At 60.9% G+C, this 15,098-nt stretch carries 17 protein-coding genes; 3 read left to right on the top strand and 14 right to left on the bottom strand.

Annotation, left to right across the window (positions count from 1 at the left end; genetic code table 11):
• Nucleotides 1-4 precede the first annotated feature (4 nt).
• Together CHB88_RS19845 and CHB88_RS19840 are read right to left on the bottom strand one after the other, a co-directional pair.
• Nucleotides 5-355: a RidA family protein gene (locus CHB88_RS19845; protein ID WP_089401080.1), complete on the bottom strand. Its 351-nt coding sequence runs from the start codon at nt 353-355 to the stop codon at nt 5-7.
• A 24-nt stretch (nt 356-379) separates the two neighbouring features.
• A complete protein-coding gene (locus CHB88_RS19840; protein WP_089401079.1) occupies nt 380-1,264 on the bottom strand; it encodes an alpha/beta fold hydrolase in 885 nt (294 codons plus the stop codon).
• A 104-nt stretch (nt 1,265-1,368) separates the two neighbouring features.
• On the opposite strand from CHB88_RS19840, the gene CHB88_RS19835 reads away from it, so the two are divergent.
• Nucleotides 1,369-2,151: a 3-hydroxybutyrate dehydrogenase gene (locus tag CHB88_RS19835; RefSeq protein ID WP_089401078.1), complete on the top strand. Its 783-nt coding sequence runs from the start codon at nt 1,369-1,371 to the stop codon at nt 2,149-2,151.
• 99 nt (nt 2,152-2,250) lie between these two features.
• On the opposite strand, the gene CHB88_RS19830 is transcribed toward CHB88_RS19835, so the two are convergent.
• Complete coding sequence (locus CHB88_RS19830; RefSeq protein ID WP_089401077.1) at nt 2,251-2,904, bottom strand: CoA transferase subunit B; 654 nt, start codon at nt 2,902-2,904, stop codon at nt 2,251-2,253.
• A 13-nt stretch (nt 2,905-2,917) separates the two neighbouring features.
• Complete coding sequence (locus CHB88_RS19825) at nt 2,918-3,616, bottom strand: CoA transferase subunit A (protein WP_089401076.1); 699 nt, start codon at nt 3,614-3,616, stop codon at nt 2,918-2,920.
• 129 nt (nt 3,617-3,745) lie between these two features.
• On the opposite strand from CHB88_RS19825, the gene CHB88_RS19820 reads away from it, so the two are divergent.
• The gene (locus CHB88_RS19820; RefSeq protein WP_089401075.1) at nt 3,746-4,309 is read left to right on the top strand and encodes a PAS and helix-turn-helix domain-containing protein; all 564 of its coding nucleotides are present in this window, start codon (nt 3,746-3,748) and stop codon (nt 4,307-4,309) included.
• 9 nt (nt 4,310-4,318) lie between these two features.
• Here CHB88_RS19820 and CHB88_RS19815 read toward each other — a convergent pair whose 3' ends face one another.
• Together CHB88_RS19815 and CHB88_RS19810 are read right to left on the bottom strand one after the other, a co-directional pair.
• Nucleotides 4,319-4,753, bottom strand: a complete 435-nt coding sequence (locus CHB88_RS19815; protein WP_245845091.1) for an acyl-CoA thioesterase — start codon at nt 4,751-4,753, stop codon at nt 4,319-4,321.
• Complete coding sequence (locus CHB88_RS19810; RefSeq protein ID WP_089401074.1) at nt 4,750-5,526, bottom strand: SDR family oxidoreductase; 777 nt, start codon at nt 5,524-5,526, stop codon at nt 4,750-4,752. Before CHB88_RS19810 ends, CHB88_RS19815 begins: the two co-directional genes overlap by 4 nt.
• A gap of 180 nt (nt 5,527-5,706) precedes the next feature.
• On the opposite strand from CHB88_RS19810, the gene CHB88_RS19805 reads away from it, so the two are divergent.
• The gene (locus tag CHB88_RS19805) at nt 5,707-7,389 is read left to right on the top strand and encodes an electron transfer flavoprotein-ubiquinone oxidoreductase (protein ID WP_089401073.1); all 1,683 of its coding nucleotides are present in this window, start codon (nt 5,707-5,709) and stop codon (nt 7,387-7,389) included.
• Nucleotides 7,390-7,479: 90 nt separating this feature from the next.
• On the opposite strand, the gene CHB88_RS19800 is transcribed toward CHB88_RS19805, so the two are convergent.
• The 8 genes from CHB88_RS19800 to nuoI form a co-directional block, all read right to left on the bottom strand.
• Nucleotides 7,480-8,040 (bottom strand): NUDIX domain-containing protein, encoded by a 561-nt coding sequence (locus CHB88_RS19800; protein WP_089401072.1) that lies wholly within the window; start codon nt 8,038-8,040, stop codon nt 7,480-7,482.
• A 72-nt stretch (nt 8,041-8,112) separates the two neighbouring features.
• Nucleotides 8,113-8,424 (bottom strand): DUF2818 family protein, encoded by a 312-nt coding sequence (locus tag CHB88_RS19795; protein WP_089401071.1) that lies wholly within the window; start codon nt 8,422-8,424, stop codon nt 8,113-8,115.
• A 24-nt stretch (nt 8,425-8,448) separates the two neighbouring features.
• On the bottom strand, nt 8,449-9,933 hold the full coding sequence (nuoN, locus tag CHB88_RS19790) for an NADH-quinone oxidoreductase subunit NuoN (protein ID WP_089401070.1): 1,485 nt from the start codon (nt 9,931-9,933) through the stop codon (nt 8,449-8,451).
• 43 nt (nt 9,934-9,976) lie between these two features.
• Nucleotides 9,977-11,464: an NADH-quinone oxidoreductase subunit M gene (locus tag CHB88_RS19785; RefSeq protein ID WP_089401069.1), complete on the bottom strand. Its 1,488-nt coding sequence runs from the start codon at nt 11,462-11,464 to the stop codon at nt 9,977-9,979.
• 26 nt (nt 11,465-11,490) lie between these two features.
• Entirely contained in the window at nt 11,491-13,542 is a 2,052-nt protein-coding gene (gene nuoL / locus CHB88_RS19780) for an NADH-quinone oxidoreductase subunit L (RefSeq protein ID WP_089401068.1), read from the bottom strand.
• A gap of 35 nt (nt 13,543-13,577) precedes the next feature.
• Complete coding sequence (gene nuoK / locus CHB88_RS19775) at nt 13,578-13,889, bottom strand: NADH-quinone oxidoreductase subunit NuoK (protein ID WP_176442568.1); 312 nt, start codon at nt 13,887-13,889, stop codon at nt 13,578-13,580.
• Between the two features lie 7 nt (nt 13,890-13,896).
• Nucleotides 13,897-14,538, bottom strand: coding sequence for an NADH-quinone oxidoreductase subunit J (locus CHB88_RS19770; protein ID WP_089401066.1), 642 nt, complete (start codon nt 14,536-14,538; stop codon nt 13,897-13,899).
• A gap of 68 nt (nt 14,539-14,606) precedes the next feature.
• On the bottom strand, nt 14,607-15,095 hold the full coding sequence (nuoI, locus tag CHB88_RS19765; protein ID WP_089401065.1) for an NADH-quinone oxidoreductase subunit NuoI: 489 nt from the start codon (nt 15,093-15,095) through the stop codon (nt 14,607-14,609).
• Nucleotides 15,096-15,098: the final 3 nt, after the last annotated feature.

Raw genomic sequence — 15,098 nt, 5'->3', positions numbered from 1 at the left:
TTCTTCATTTCTGCGCGGCGGTCACGACCATTTCGACCAGCCACTCCGGCTTCGCCAGCCGCGCCTCGACCGTGGCGCGCGGCGGCGCGTGTCCATCGGCCACCCATTCATTCCAGACCGCGTTCATGCCCGCGAAATCGCCCATGTGGGCCAGATATATCTGGCACATCAGAATGCGGCTCTTGTCACTGCCGGCCTCGGCCAGCAGACGGTCGATGTGACCGAGAACTTCGCGCGTCTGGCCTTCGATGTTCTGGGTAGCGTCCTCGGCAATCTGGCCGGCAAGGTACACCACGCCATTGCAGATGGCGGCTTCGGAGAGCGTCTTGCCGACGTGCATTCGCTGAATGTCCATAATTGTGCGGTCTTCCTTATTGGTTCATTGGCCGGATCGTGGGCTTTCCATCAGGAATGCGCACACCGTTTCAATCTGGTCGGCATGCATCAGCGTCGGCGCATGGCCCACGCCGGGAAACTCCACCAAGCGTGCGTGCGGCCCGCGCTGCGTCATCTCACGCGCCACTTCCGGCGTCAGCAGATCGGACTCGGCGCCGCGCAGCAGGAGCGTCGGACAGGAGATGCGATCGTAGGATGCCCATAAAAAGGCCTCGCCCGCTTTTGCCGCTTCCGGCGTCGTGGCCTTGATCGGCTGGGCCAGCCGCAGGTCGTAGTGCCGCTTCCACTGGCCTTTCTCATCCTGTCGCAGCACATCGGCGGCCAGCTTGCGCCATTCCGCATCGCTGTGCGGGCCGAAGGGTTGTGAGATGGAGCGGATGTAAGCCGCCGCCTCGTCGAAACTGCCGAAGCGCACATCCTCGCCGAGGTAGGCGCCGATGCGCGCCAGGGCCGCGCCATTGATGCTGGGGCCGACATCGTTGAGCACCAGCTTGCGCACCGGGCTGCCTTCGAGCGACGCCAGCCCCAAGCCGATCAGCCCGCCCATCGAGGTGCCGACCCAGCACACCGAGCCGGCATCGAGCCGCGCCAGCAGCGTCACCATGTCGCTCACGTACTGCGGCAACTGGTAATGCTGAGGATCGCGCAGCCAGCCGGAACGACCGCGTCCGACCACGTCGGGGCAGACCACCCGGAAGTCGGTGCTGAGATCGCGCGCCAGATCATCGAAGTCATCCGCCACCCGGCTCACGCCATGCACGCACACCACCACGTCGGGATTGTCCGCATCGCCCCACTCCTTGTAAGCCATGTGGTGCAGTCCGGACGGGGAAAGGCATTGGACCTGCTTCAGGATGGGTTCGCGCATGGTTGAGCGGATCGGCTTTCGGGTTGGACAAGTGTTCACATTTTACTGGTGGATGCGCTTAAAATCTTGGAGCCCATAACCAAGAAACCACCGAGGAGGACAACATGCTCAAGAACAAGACAGCGCTGGTGACCGGATCCACGTCCGGCATCGGTCTCGGCATCGCACGCAAGCTCGCCGCGCAAGGCGCCAACATCGTCTTCAACGGCTTCGGCGACGCCAAGGAAATCGAGGCGCTGCAGGCGGAAGTCGCCAAGCAGCACGGTGTCCAGACCGCCTATCACAATGCCGACATGTCCAAGCCGCAGGAGATCGAAGCCATGATGCGCTTCGCCGCCGAGCGTTTCGGCGCGGTCGACATCCTGGTGAACAATGCCGGCATTCAGCATGTGGCCAACATCGAGGATTTCCCCGTCGAGAAATGGGATGCGGTGATCGCCATCAACCTGACCTCCGCCTTCCATACCACCCGTCTCGCGCTGCCGGCCATGAAGTCGCGCAATTGGGGCCGCATCATCAACATTGCCTCGGCCCACGGCCTGGTGGCATCGGCGCAGAAGTCGGCCTATGTCGCCGCCAAGCATGGCATCGTCGGCCTGACCAAGGTGACCGCGCTGGAAACCGCTCAGACCGGCGTGACTTGCAACGCAATCTGCCCGGGCTGGGTGCTGACGCCGCTGGTGCAAAAGCAGGTCGATGCGCGCGCCGCGCAGCACGGCGTTTCCATCGAGGAAGCGAAGAAGGGATTGCTGGCCGAGAAGCAGCCGTCGGGTGAGTTCGTCACGCCCGATCAGCTAGGCGAACTGGCGGTCTTCATGTGCAGCGATGCTGCGAGCCAGGTGCGTGGCGTGGCTTGGAATATGGATGGCGGCTGGGTAGCGCAGTAACTTCAGTTGATTAAGTAAAGATCGGAACGACTTCGTTCCACTAATCCAATCAAAAAAGGCGCTTCGTGAAGCGCCTTTTACCCTCTGCGAATTAGCTGATTACTGCACAGCCGACACATCCAGCGGCGCGCCCGTCTTTTCCTTGACTTCCTCCACCGTCACGCCCGGCGCCAATTCGATCAGTTTCAATCCCTCCGGCGTAACATCGATCACGCCGAGGTCGGTGATGATGCGGTCGACCACGCCAACGCCGGTCAGCGGCAGGTTGCACTCTTTCAGGATCTTGTGGGAAACCGTGCCATCCTTGGCCTTGGCCACATGCTCCATCAGCACCACCACGCGCCCGACGCCGGCCACCAGGTCCATCGCGCCACCCATGCCCTTGACCATCTTGCCGGGGATCATCCAGTTGGCGAGATCACCCTTTTCGCTCACCTGCATGGCGCCGAGGATAGCGATGTTGATCTTGCCGCCGCGGATCATGGCGAACGAGTCGGCGGAGCTGAACAGGGATGAACCGGGCAGCATCGTCACCGTTTGCTTGCCGGCGTTGATCAGGTCGGCGTCGACATCGTTTTCTGTCGGGAAAGGACCGATGCCGAGCAGACCGTTTTCCGATTGCAGCCAGACTTCGATATCCTTCGGCACATGGTTGGCCACCAGGGTTGGCAGGCCGATGCCGAGGTTCACATAGAAGCCGTCCTGCAGTTCCTTCGCCGCGCGCGCGGCCATTTCATCACGATTCCATGCCATGGTTGTCTCCGCCTTACTGTGCACGCACGGTGCGTTGTTCGATGCGCTTCTCCGGAGTGGCGTTGACCACAATCCGGTGCACGAAAATGCCGGGGGTGTGGATCAAGTCCGGATCGATCTCGCCGATCTCGACCAGCTTTTCCACTTCGACCACGGTGATCTTGCCCGCCATGGCGACGTTCGGGTTGAAGTTGCGGGCGGTCTTGCGATAGACCAGGTTGCCAGCCTTGTCGGCCATGTAGGCCTTCACCAGCGACACGTCGGCCACCAGGGAGCGCTCCATCACATAGCGCTCGCCGTCGAACTCGCGCACTTCCTTGCCCTCGGCGACGATGGTGCCGACGCCGGTCTTGGTGAAGAAGGCCGGGATGCCGGAGCCGCCGGCGCGCAGCTTTTCGGCGAGCGTGCCCTGGGGCGTAAACTCCAGCTCGAGTTCGCCGGCGAGGTACTGGCGTTCGAACTCCTTGTTCTCGCCGACGTAGGACGCGATCATCTTCTTGATCTGGCGGGTGTTGAGCAGCTGGCCGAGGCCGAAACCGTCGACGCCGGCATTGTTGGAGATGGCGGTCAGGTTGGTCACGCCGGAATCGCGCAATGCGGCGATCAGCGCTTCCGGGATGCCGCACAGGCCGAAGCCGCCGACCGCGATGGTCTGGCCATCCTTGACGATGCCAGCCAGGGCAGCGGCCGCATCGGGGTACACTTTATTCATACCAATCCCTCTCTCGAATTGCTCTGATGATGGTTTTAATTGCCGGCCCAGCATAAGATGACGGCCTGCAGAGAACAATACCGTAAAAATACGAAGCGATAAAACTCAGTCATGCCGCAACCCGTCCCCATGAGCGACGTCCAGTCGTCCATCGATTACGAGCTGATCTTCAACCAGGCGCCGGTCGGCATGTGCGTCTCGCGCCACCGCGTGATCCATGCCTGCAACCGGGCGCTGGCGGAAATGTTCGGCTATCGTCCGGAGCAGCTGGTCGGGCAGTCCTTCCGCGTGCTTTACCCCACCAACGACGAGTTCGAGCGCACCGGCGCCCGCATCGTGCCGATCATGAACGCCAAGGGCCACTATTCCGACGAGCGCATCATGAAGCGCGCCAGCGGCGAACTGTTCTGGTGCCATGTCAGCGGACGCGGCCTGGTGCATGAAGACCCGCATGCCGCCGGCATCTGGACCTTCGAGGACCTGAGCGCCAAGCGGCCGGTCACCGCCGACCTCACCCCGCGCGAGCGGGAAATTGCCGCCCTGCTGGTGGAAGGCAAGACTAGCAAGGTGATCGCCCGCCAGATGGGCCTGAGCCCGCGCACGGTGGAGATGCATCGCGCCAAGCTGATGAAGAAGTTCAGCGCTTCCACCTCCAGCGAACTGGTACATCGCCTGATTGGTGGCGGCGCCTGATCTCACGCTCTACTCCGCCGGCAGCAGCTCGCGCAGCCAGCCCGGGATGGGCGCCGACTTCTCGGCCGCGTAATCGATCCACACCACCCGGGCCCCGCCGGAAGCGCTCACCACCTCAGGCTGGTCCATCCGCAGGATTTCCTGCACCGTGTCGAAACTGGAACGGCCCGGCGCGCCGGCATAGGTGCGCACCTCGATCTCGCCCGGATAGCGCAGCTGCCTGATGAAGGTGCAGTGCGCATTGACGATCACCGGCCCCTCGCCGCGGGGCACCGGTTCACAGCCGATCTCGCGGAACCAGTCGATGCGGGCGGTCTCGAAATACCGGAAATAGACGGTGTTGTTGACATGGCCCATGGCATCCATGTCGCCCCAGCGGATCGGCATGCGCATCGCGTGCACCAGCTTCATGCCTTCGCGAGACGCGTTCGATGGAAAGCTCATTGGGCGTTCATGCCGTCGTCGGCGGCGATGATGGCGCCGTTGATGAAGTGGGATTCTTCGGCCGCCAGCAGGAGCAGCAGGCCATCCAGGTCTTCCGGCGCGCCCAGCCTGCGGCGCGGCAGCATGTTGATCAGCGCCTGACCTTTTTCCGTGCCGAAATGTTCGGCATTGATCTCGGTGCCGATGTAGCCCGGACAGATGGCATTGACGTTGATGCCGTAACGGCCCCACTCCACCGCCATCGACTTTGTCATATGCACCACCGCCGCCTTGCTCATGCAGTAGATGCCGATCTGCGGCAGCACCCGCAGGCCGGCGACGGAGGCGATGTTGATGATGCGGTGCTGCTTCTTCGGATCGCCCTTGGCGCGGGCGATCATGCGCTTGGCCGCTTCCTGCGCGACGAAGAAGGCGCCGCGCTGGTTGGTATCCATGACGTAGGCATAGTCTTCCGGGGTGACGTCGACCAGCCGCTGGGTAGTGGACACGCCGGAGTTGTTGACCAGGATGTCGATCGGACCGGCCTCGGTCTCGGCGTGGGCGATGGCGGCCTTGATGCTGGCATAGTCGGTGACGTCGAGCGACACCACGTGGGCCGCGCCGCCGTCCGCCTCGATTTCGGCCCGCAGCTCCTTCAGCCGTTCCGTGCGGCGGGAAGCCAGCACCACCTGGGCGCCGTTCTGCGCCAGCACCTTGGCGAAGCGATTGCCGAGGCCGCTGGAAGCGCCGGTCACCAGCGCGATCTTGCCTTCGAAATTGAATTCCGTACCCACACTATCTCCTTATCCTTGTTATAACGTCGATGTGATGAGCAATATGATTACACGAAAGCGCAAACCCACGTATGATGCCGCCCGGATTGCCGAGCGGTTCATCTAAAAGCAGGCTGGCAATCCAGACTGAAATCCGGGACAATTAGCACACTCGTTCGATAATTATTCTATGGTGAGACTATGACGCAAAGCCAGACCCAGAGCCTGATTGAACAATACGGTCCGCGCGAGGCGATGGAGTACGACGTCGTGATCGTCGGCGGCGGTCCGGCCGGCCTGTCGGCGGCGATACGCCTGAAGCAGCTGGCGGCGGAAAAAGGCAGCGAGGTATCGGTCTGCGTGCTCGAGAAAGGCAGCGAGGTCGGCGCGCATATTCTTTCGGGCGCGGTGATGGACCCGATCGCCATGAACGAGCTCTTCCCGAACTGGAAGGAAATGGGCGCGCCGCTGGAGGTGGAAGTCAGCGAAGACCGCTTTCTGTTCCTGACGGAAAGCAAGGCTTACAAGACCCCCGGCTGGGCACTGCCTAAATGTTTCCAGAACCATGGCAATTACGTCATTTCCCTCGCCAACGTGGTGCGCTGGCTGGGCCAGCAGGCCGAAGCGCTCGGCGTGGAAATCTTCCCCGGCTTTCCGGCCGCCGAAGTGCTCTATAACAAGAATGGCTCGGTCAAGGGCGTCGCCACCGGCAACATGGGCATCGACCGTGAAGGCAATCCCACCGACGCCTTTCAGCTCGGCATGGAACTGCACGCGAAATACACCTTCTTTGCCGAAGGCTCGCGCGGCCACCTCGGCCGCCAGCTGATGGCGAAGTACAACCTCAACGACGGCCGCGATCCCCAGACCTATGCCATCGGCATCAAGGAGCTGTGGGAGATCGATCCGAAGATGCATCAACCCGGCCTGGTGATCCATACCGCCGGCTGGCCGCTCGATTCCACGACCTACGGCGGCTCCTTCCTCTATCACCTGGATAACAACCAGGTGGCCGTGGGCTATGTGGTTGGCCTGGCCTACGAAAACCCCTATCTCTCGCCCTACGAGGAATTCCAGCGCTACAAGACCCATCCGGAGATCCGCAAGTTCTTCGAAGGCGGCAAGCGCATTTCCTACGGCGCGCGGGCGATCACCGCCGGCGGTCTGCAGTCGCTGCCCAAACTGACCTTCCCGGGCGGCGCGCTGATCGGCTGCGATGCCGGCTTCCTCAATGCCAGCCGCATCAAAGGCAGCCATGCCGCCATCAAGACCGGCATGCTAGCCGCCGAAGCCGCCTTCGAAGCGCTCGGCGCCGGCCGCCAGCAGGATGAACTCACCGCCTTCCCGCAGGCCTTCGAGAAATCCTGGCTGCATGAGGAATTGCACAAGGCCCGCAATTTCAAGCCCTTCATGGGCCGGGGCTTGTATTCCGGCGCCTTCCTGGTCGGCGTGGATCAGATGCTGTTCGGCGGCAAGGCGCCCTGGACGCTGCGCCACAAGCGCGCCGACCACGAGTACCTGCGTCCGGCGTCGGAGTTTCAGCCCATCGTCTATCCCAAGCCGGACGGCAAGCTGACCTTCGACCGCCTTTCTTCGGTATTCATTTCCAACACCAACCATGGCGAGGACCAGCCGGCGCACCTGACGCTGAAAGATCCAAGCGTGCCGGTCAATATCAACCTGCGCACCTATGCCGGCCCCGAGCAGCGCTATTGCCCTGCCGGCGTGTACGAGTACGTGACGAATGACGAAGGCGCCGAGCGCTTGCAGATCAATGCCCAGAACTGCGTGCACTGCAAGACCTGCGACATCAAGGATCCGACGCAGAACATCGTCTGGGTGACGCCTGAAGGCGGCGGCGGTCCCAATTATCCGAACATGTAACGCGGGATTATCTTCACAAGGAAAAACGGCCTGGCTGCGAAGCCAGGCCGTTTTGATTTGTATCGCCGCGAAGCGGACGGCGCCTGCGAATCAGGAACCGGGCTGCCAATGCCCGGCAAGGATCTTCTCCAGCCAGAAGGTGCCGATCACGGTTTTCACGTCGGTGATCTTCCCTTCCCTCACCATTTGCAGCATTTCGGGCACTGTGGTGGTGAAGGTTTCCAGAAACTCCCCGTCGTCGAGCTTGCTGTCGCCCGCCTTCAGGCCGCGGGCAATGAAAATGTCCAGGTGCTCATCCGAATACGCAATGGCGTTGTGGATGGTGCAGACGAAATCCCATTGCGTTGCGGTGTAGCCGGTTTCCTCTTCCAGTTCACGCCTGGCGCAATCCAGAGAGGCTTCGTTCGGATCGATCTTCCCGGCCGGGAATTCAATGAAGACGCGATCGAGGGGATAGCGGTACTGGCGTTCCATCAGCACCCTGCCATCATCGAATACCGGCATGATCACCACCGCGCCCGGATGGCGGATGTACTCGCGCTCGGTCTCCTTGCCGTCGGGCAGGCGCACTACGTCACGCTGGACCTTGATGAAATTGCCTTCGAACGCCAGCTCTCCGCTGACATGGGTTTCCCTAAGATGGGCATCCATGGACAAGCCTTAAGAAAATGGAAATGAAGGTGACATGATACCGTTCGCCGCCAAGCGGCGAGAGGCGCAGCGTCAAGCCTTGTCGCGCCGACGGCGCAGATAGCGATAGACGAATCCGGGATAGGCCAGCACCAGGAACAGACAGAGGGTGATGGCGTAAAACTCCCAACCCTGCACAAACGCATTGCCGGCGCTGGCCTCCAACCCATAGGCAATGCCACGCACGACGGCATAGAGAAGCGCCAGCTCAAGGAGCCTCATCCAGGTCGGCTTCAACGGACGTCCGGTTGGAACTACGCCGAAAAGACGCTCGTTGAGGAAAGGAAGGTTGGCGGCAAGCGCCGCCAACAGGATCACGAACCAGCTTGAGAGCGAAACATCCACTGTGGATCGATTCTCAGCGGCAGATCAGGACGAGAGCGTCTTGAGCATCGCGGTAGCGCAGATGCTCATCAGCGGACCCGGCAGCACGCCAAGGACCAGAACAGCAAGGCCGTTGGCGCTCAGCGCCACGCTCATGTCGCGATTGGCGAAGATCTGTGAATTGTCTACCGGCTCGTCAAAATACATGGCCTTGACGATTCGCAGGTAGTAAAAGGCGCCGATCAGTGACAGCAGCACCGCCACCACCGCCAGCCACACCTGGCCGGTCGCCAGCACCGCCTGCAGCACGGACAGCTTCGCGTAGAAGCCCACCGTCGGCGGAATGCCGGTCAGCGAGAACATCAGGATCAGCATGATGAAGGCGAACCACGGACTGCGCTGATTCAGGCCCTTGAAGTCCTCAATGTTTTCAGCTTCAAACCCGGAGCGAGCCAGCAGCAGGATCATGCCGAAGGATGCGAGCGTCGTCAGAACATAGGCAATGGCGTAGAACAGCGAGGAGCTGTAGGCATTGACCGCAGAGAGCTGGTTACCGTTGACGACGCCGGAAAGCAGGCCGAGCAGCATGAATCCCATCTGCGCGATCGTCGAGTACGCCAGCATGCGCTTGATGTTGGTCTGCACGATCGCCGTGATGTTGCCGACCGCCATGGACAGCACCGCCAGGATGGTCAGCATCTGCTGCCAGTCGACCGCCAGCGGCAGCAAGCCTTCCACCAGCAGACGGATGCAGATGGCAAAGGTGGCCAGCTTGGGCGCACCGCCCAGCAGGAGCGTGATCGAGGTTGGCGCGCCCTGGTAGACGTCAGGCACCCACATGTGGAACGGCGCCGCGCCCAGCTTGAATGCGAGACCGGCAACAACGAAGACGACGCCGAACACCAGCACGGTCTTGTTGACGGTACCGGAAGCGGTCACCTTGGCGACGGTGTTCAAATCGAGCGAACCAGTGGCGCCGTAGAGCATTGAAATACCGTACAGCAGAAAACCGGAGGACAAGGCGCCGAGGATGAAGTACTTCATCGCCGCTTCGGTGGAGACCGCGTAGTTGCGGCGCAGGGCAACCAGCGCATAGGTGGCCAGCGACATCAGCTCCAGGCCGAGATAGATCACCAGGAAGTTGTTGCCGGAGATCATGATCATCTGTCCGAGCAGCGACAGCAGCGCCAGCACGTACATCTCGCCACCCAGGGTGCCGGTGATCATGCCGCGGTCATCGGAGTAGCGGCGGGAGTAGACGAGGGTCAGGCCAACGGCGAGATAGGAAAACAGCTTCAACAGGTTGGACATCGGATCCGAGATGAACATGTTGTTGAAGGTGTAGGCCGTCGTGCCGGCGGCAAGGTCGCCGAAACTGAATGCGGCGCAGCCGGCAAGGATCACCAGAGACAGCAGATAGGTCAGGTTGCGCTTCGCATCGCTGAGGAACATGTCGATCAGCAGCAGCGCTGACGCCGAGACCAGCAGGAAGATCTCGGCATAAAGGGGGACCAGATTCGTATTGTTCATGTCGTTTCACTCGATCGCGCCCCCGGGGGCGCATGGAGAGGGATTACAGTTTCGAGACCGCCACGTGCTTGAGCAGGTCGGCCACCGAGGTCTGCATGACGTCGGTGAACGGCGCGGGATAAACGCCCATTGCGAGCACGGCGATGGCCAGCATGCCGAGCATGAAGAACTCACGGGAGCTGATGTCGGTCAGCTCGGCGACATGCTGGTTGCCCACGGTACCGAAGATCACGCGCTTGACCAGCCACAGGGAATAGGCGGCGCCGAAGATCAGGGCGGTGGCGGCCAGCAGGCCGATCCAGAAATTGAATTTCACCGCGCCCAGGATGACCATGAATTCGCCGATGAAGCCGGAGGTGGCCGGCAGGCCGCAATTGGCCATGGAGAACAGCACGAAGAAGGCGGCAAAGCGCGGCATGGTGTTGATGACGCCGCCATAGCTCGCGATCTCGCGGGTATGCATGCGGTCATACAGGACACCGATGCAAAGGAACATGGCGCCGGAGACGAAACCGTGGGAGATCATCTGCATGATGCCGCCCTGCACTGCCATGTCGTTGAAGACGAAGAAGCCGAGGGTAACGAAGCCCATGTGCGCGATCGATGAATAGGCGACCAGCTTCTTCATGTCCGCCTGTACCATGGCGACGAGGCCGACGTAGATCACCGCGATCAGCGAAAGGGTGATGATGAATCCGGAGAGCGAGTGGCTCGCGTCGGGCGCGATCGGCAGCGAGAAGCGCAGGAAGCCGTAGGCGCCGAGCTTCAGCATGATGGCAGCCAGCACCACGGAACCGCCGGTCGGCGCCTCAACGTGGGCATCCGGCAGCCATGTATGCACCGGGAACATCGGCACCTTGACGGCGAAGGCCATGAAGAAAGCCAGGAAGATCAGGACCTGGGCATTCATCGGCAGCGGCAGCTTGTGCCATGCCAGGATCTCGAAGCTGCCGCCCGACTGGAAGTACAGATAGAGCAACGCGACCAGCGACAGCAACGAACCAAGCAGCGTGTAGAGGAAGAACTTGATCGCCGCGTACACCCGGTTGGCGCCGCCCCAGACGCCGATGATGATGAACATCGGGATCAGGGTCGCTTCGAAGAAAACGTAGAACAGCATGCCGTCGAGCGCGCAGAACACGCCGACCATGACGCCTGAGAGGATGAGGAAGGCGCCCATATACTGCGCCACCCGCTTCTCGATCACTTCCCAGCCGGCGATTACCACGAAGATGGTGATGAAGGCGGTCAGCAACACGAACCAGAGCGAGATGCCGTCGATGCCGAGGTAGTAATTGATGTTGAAGCGCTCGATCCACGCCGACTTTTCGACGAATTGCATGGCGTGCGTCGAGGGGTCGAAGTTGGTGTAGAGCGGAATCGTGATCACGAAGCTGACGACAGCCCCGATCAGCGACAGCCAGCGCGTCAGACCGGGATTGTTGTCACGCCCCAGCGCCAGTACCAGCAAGCCGAAAAAGATGGGCGACCAAATCGCCAGGCTCAAGTAAGGAATAGTTGACTGCATCATGGTTGTAGTAGTTTTAACCCGCCTGCTTACCTGGCAAACGAGGGGAACGGCATGAAATAGACCAGGAACGCCAGCACGCCGAGGATCATCACGAACGCATAGTGATAGATATAGCCGGATTGCAGATGGCGCACGATAGTGGAAAACCAGCCTACCAGCTTGGCGCTGCCATTGACGAACAGGCCATCGATAAGCGCGCGGTCGCCTATTGTCCAGAAGGTGCGGCCGAGCAGGCGCGCGCCGCGGGCGATGACGACGTCGTTGAACTTGTCCATGTAGTACTTGTTGTCCAGCAGCGTATGGATGCCGTGGAAGCGGGCATAGAACCAGGCCGGCACCTTCGGATTGACCATATAGCAGTAATAGGACAACACCACACCGGCCAGCGCGAGGAAGAACGGAATCGAGGTGAATCCGTGCAGGGCCATCGCCAGCGCGCCGTGAAACTCTTCCTTCATCTCCGCCATGGCGTGATGGTTTTCACCGACGAAAACGACGTTGTTGAAGAAATCGCCATAGAGCATCGGCTCGATCGCGAGATAGCCGATGACGACCGATGGAATAGCCAGCAGGATCAGCGGCAGCGTCACTACCAGCGGCGTCTCGTGCGGCTTCTCGCCGGGAGCAAGTCCGTGATGGGCATGGTCGTCGTGCGGGTCGTCGCCGTGATGCTCGTCGTGGCCATGGGCATGGGCATGTCCGAAGCGCTCCTTGCCATGGAAGACCAGGAAATACATCCGGAACGAGTAGAAAGCAGTAACGAATACGCCGGCCAGGACAGCGAAGTTGGCGAAGCCGGCACCGACGATATGGGTGTTGTGCACCGCCTCGATAATGCTGTCCTTGGAATAGAAGCCGGAAAAGAACGGCGTGCCGATCAGGGCCAGCGAACCGAGCAGCGACGTCAGCCACGTAATCGGCATGTACTTGCGCAGGCCGCCCATGTTGCGAATGTCCTGATCATGGTGCATGCCGATGATGACGGAGCCTGCGCCGAGGAACAGCAGCGCCTTGAAGAAGGCGTGGGTCATCAGGTGGAACACCGCCACCTGGTAGGCGGAAGCGCCGAGCGCGACCGTCATGTAGCCGAGCTGGGACAGCGTTGAATAGGCCACCACCCGCTTGATATCGTTCTGGATGATGCCGAGGAAGCCCATGAACAGTGCGGTGATGGAACCGATGATCAGCATGAAGGACAGCGCGGTATCGGACAGCTCGAACAGCGGCGACATGCGAGTGACCATGAAGATGCCGGCGGTCACCATGGTGGCGGCGTGGATCAGCGCGGAGATCGGGGTCGGACCTTCCATCGAGTCGGGCAGCCAGACATGCAGCGGGAACTGAGCGGATTTGCCCATCGCGCCGATGAACAGGCAGATGCAGGCGACGGTCAGCAGCATCCAATCGCTGCCCGCCAGAGTCAGGCCGGCGAGTTCGGTGCGCTTGGCGAAGACTTCGGCATAGTTCATGGAACCGGCATAGGCCAGCAGCAGGCCGATGCCAAGGATGAAGCCGAAGTCACCAACCCGGTTCACCAGGAAAGCTTTCATGTTGGCGAACACGGCGGTCTGCTTGGTGTACCAGAAGCCGATCAGCAGATAGGACACCAGACCTACCGCTTCCCAGCCGAAGAACAGCTGCAGGAAGTTGTTGCTCATGACGAGCATCAGCATCGAGAAGGTGAACAGCGAAATGTAGGAGAAGAAGCGGTTGTATCCCTCATCCTCCTCCATGTAGCCGATGGTGTAGATGTGCACCATCAGCGACACGAAGGTCACCACGCACATCATCATGGCTGTCAGGCTGTCGACCAGGAAACCGATCTCAAGCTTAACCCCGCCCACGGTCATCCAGTTGTAGATGGTGCCGTTGTAGGTGGCGCCGTTCATGACATCCAGCAGCGTCATGAAGGAGATGACGAATGCCACCAGCACGCCAAGAATCGTGACCGAATGGGACGCCTTGCGGCCGATCAGGTTGCCGAAGAACTTGGTACCGAACAGACCGGCGATGGCCGAGCCGGCGAGCGGCGCCAGCGGTACGACCAGAAGGAGGTTAGGGTTAAGTTGCCCCGCCATAGTGAACCTTATGCGTGTTTGTGCTTGTTTTGTAATTAGCCCTTGAGAGCGTCCAGGTCTTCGACATTGATGGTGTCCAGATTTCGGAACAAGACCACCAGGATCGCCAGACCGATCGCCGACTCAGCAGCTGCCACGGTAAGAATGAAGAAAACGAAGATCTGGCCAGCCGCATCACCGAGGTAATACGAGAAGGCGATGAAATTCATGTTCACGGCGAGCAGCATCAGCTCCACCGCCATCAGCAGGACGATGACGTTCTTCCGGTTGAGGAAGATGCCGACGATCGAAATGGCGAACAGGATGGCGCCAAGGATCAGGTAATGTGCGAGAGATAAGGCCAAGATGCTTCCTTTACTGTTTTTCCGCCGATGCCGCAGCCGGCTGATCGCCGTTCGGTCGCGTGGATTCCGCCTTCATGCTGACGATGCGGATGCGATCGTTGCGGCGAACCTTGACCGCATCCGCCGGATCGAAGTACTTGCTGTCCTTGCGTCGGCGCATGGTGAGCGCCACGGCGGCGATGATGGCCACCAGCAGAATCACGGCGGCGATTTCGAAACCGAAGATGTAGTTGGTGTAGATCTGCTTGCCCAGTTCCTTGGTGTTGCCGATGGTGTTCGATGCGGCCGGGACCTGCGCTTCCGGCGCCCAGAAGCCGTGCAGAAGAACGGCGGCCATTTCAAGCACGATGACCACGCCGATCGTCGCCGCCAATGGGAAGTAGCCCCAGAACCCTTCCCTCAGCTTGTCGAGGTTGATATCGAGCATCATCACCACGAACAAGAACAGCACCATGACGGCGCCGACATAGACGAGCACCAGCACGATGGCGAGGAACTCGGCTTTCAGCAGCAGCCAGATGCCGGCGGCGGAAAAGAAGGACAGCACCAGGAACAGCGCGGCGTGAACCGGGTTCCGGTCGGTGATGACGCGTGTGGCGGCGAGCACGAGGATCGCCGACAGCGCGTAGAACAGGGCAGTTTTAAATTCCATGATGGTTCAGTTTGGCGCTTCGTCTTGTGGCTCTTGGGGCAGGCTCTTGTCGGGCGCGCTCGGCCGGTTTATCGATACGGGGCATCCGCGGCACGAGCGGCAGCGATCTCTTTTTCATAGCGGTCGCCAATGGCCAGCAGCATTTCCTTGGTGTAGTACAGGTCGCCGCGCTTCTCGCCGTGGTACTCCAGCGTATTGGTCTCGACGATGGAATCGACCGGGCATGATTCTTCGCAAAAGCCGCAGAAGATGCACTTGGTAAGGTCGATGTCATAGCGCGTGGTGCGGCGGGTGCCGTCCTCGCGCTCTTCGGAATCGATCGAGATCGCCAGCGCCGGGCAAACCGCTTCGCACAGCTTGCACGCGATGCAGCGTTCCTCGCCGTTCGGATAGCGGCGCAGCGCATGCAGGCCGCGGAAGCGCGGAGACAGCGGGGTCTTCTCTTCCGGGAATTGCACGGTGATCTTGCGGGCGAACATGTAGCGGCCGGTCAGGGCCAGGCCCTTGACCAGCTCGCGCAGCATCAGGCTGCCGAAAAACTCTTTAATGGCTTGCATTTG

This window comes from Noviherbaspirillum humi (genome assembly GCF_900188095.1).
GTDB classification, from domain to species: Bacteria; Pseudomonadota; Gammaproteobacteria; order Burkholderiales; family Burkholderiaceae_D; genus Noviherbaspirillum; species Noviherbaspirillum humi.
Note: the sequence above shows the minus strand (reverse complement) of the source record. Positions and strands in the feature narration are given on the sequence as shown.

Coding starts and splice junctions, on each gene's coding strand:
- nuoN (WP_089401070.1), bottom strand. CDS start 9,933: ATGAACAATACGAATCTGGTCCCCCTTTATGCCGAGATCTTCCTGCTG.
- CHB88_RS19840 (WP_089401079.1), bottom strand. CDS start 1,264: ATGCGCGAACCCATCCTGAAGCAGGTCCAATGCCTTTCCCCGTCCGGA.
- CHB88_RS19785 (WP_089401069.1), bottom strand. CDS start 11,464: ATGATGCAGTCAACTATTCCTTACTTGAGCCTGGCGATTTGGTCGCCC.
- CHB88_RS19835 (WP_089401078.1), top strand. CDS start 1,369: ATGCTCAAGAACAAGACAGCGCTGGTGACCGGATCCACGTCCGGCATC.
- CHB88_RS19800 (WP_089401072.1), bottom strand. CDS start 8,040: ATGGATGCCCATCTTAGGGAAACCCATGTCAGCGGAGAGCTGGCGTTC.
- CHB88_RS19770 (WP_089401066.1), bottom strand. CDS start 14,538: ATGGAATTTAAAACTGCCCTGTTCTACGCGCTGTCGGCGATCCTCGTG.
- CHB88_RS19830 (WP_089401077.1), bottom strand. CDS start 2,904: ATGGCATGGAATCGTGATGAAATGGCCGCGCGCGCGGCGAAGGAACTG.
- CHB88_RS19820 (WP_089401075.1), top strand. CDS start 3,746: ATGAGCGACGTCCAGTCGTCCATCGATTACGAGCTGATCTTCAACCAG.
- CHB88_RS19815 (WP_245845091.1), bottom strand. CDS start 4,753: ATGAGCTTTCCATCGAACGCGTCTCGCGAAGGCATGAAGCTGGTGCAC.
- CHB88_RS19845 (WP_089401080.1), bottom strand. CDS start 355: ATGGACATTCAGCGAATGCACGTCGGCAAGACGCTCTCCGAAGCCGCC.
- CHB88_RS19825 (WP_089401076.1), bottom strand. CDS start 3,616: ATGAATAAAGTGTACCCCGATGCGGCCGCTGCCCTGGCTGGCATCGTC.
- nuoI (WP_089401065.1), bottom strand. CDS start 15,095: ATGCAAGCCATTAAAGAGTTTTTCGGCAGCCTGATGCTGCGCGAGCTG.
- nuoL (WP_089401068.1), bottom strand. CDS start 13,542: ATGGCGGGGCAACTTAACCCTAACCTCCTTCTGGTCGTACCGCTGGCG.
- CHB88_RS19805 (WP_089401073.1), top strand. CDS start 5,707: ATGACGCAAAGCCAGACCCAGAGCCTGATTGAACAATACGGTCCGCGC.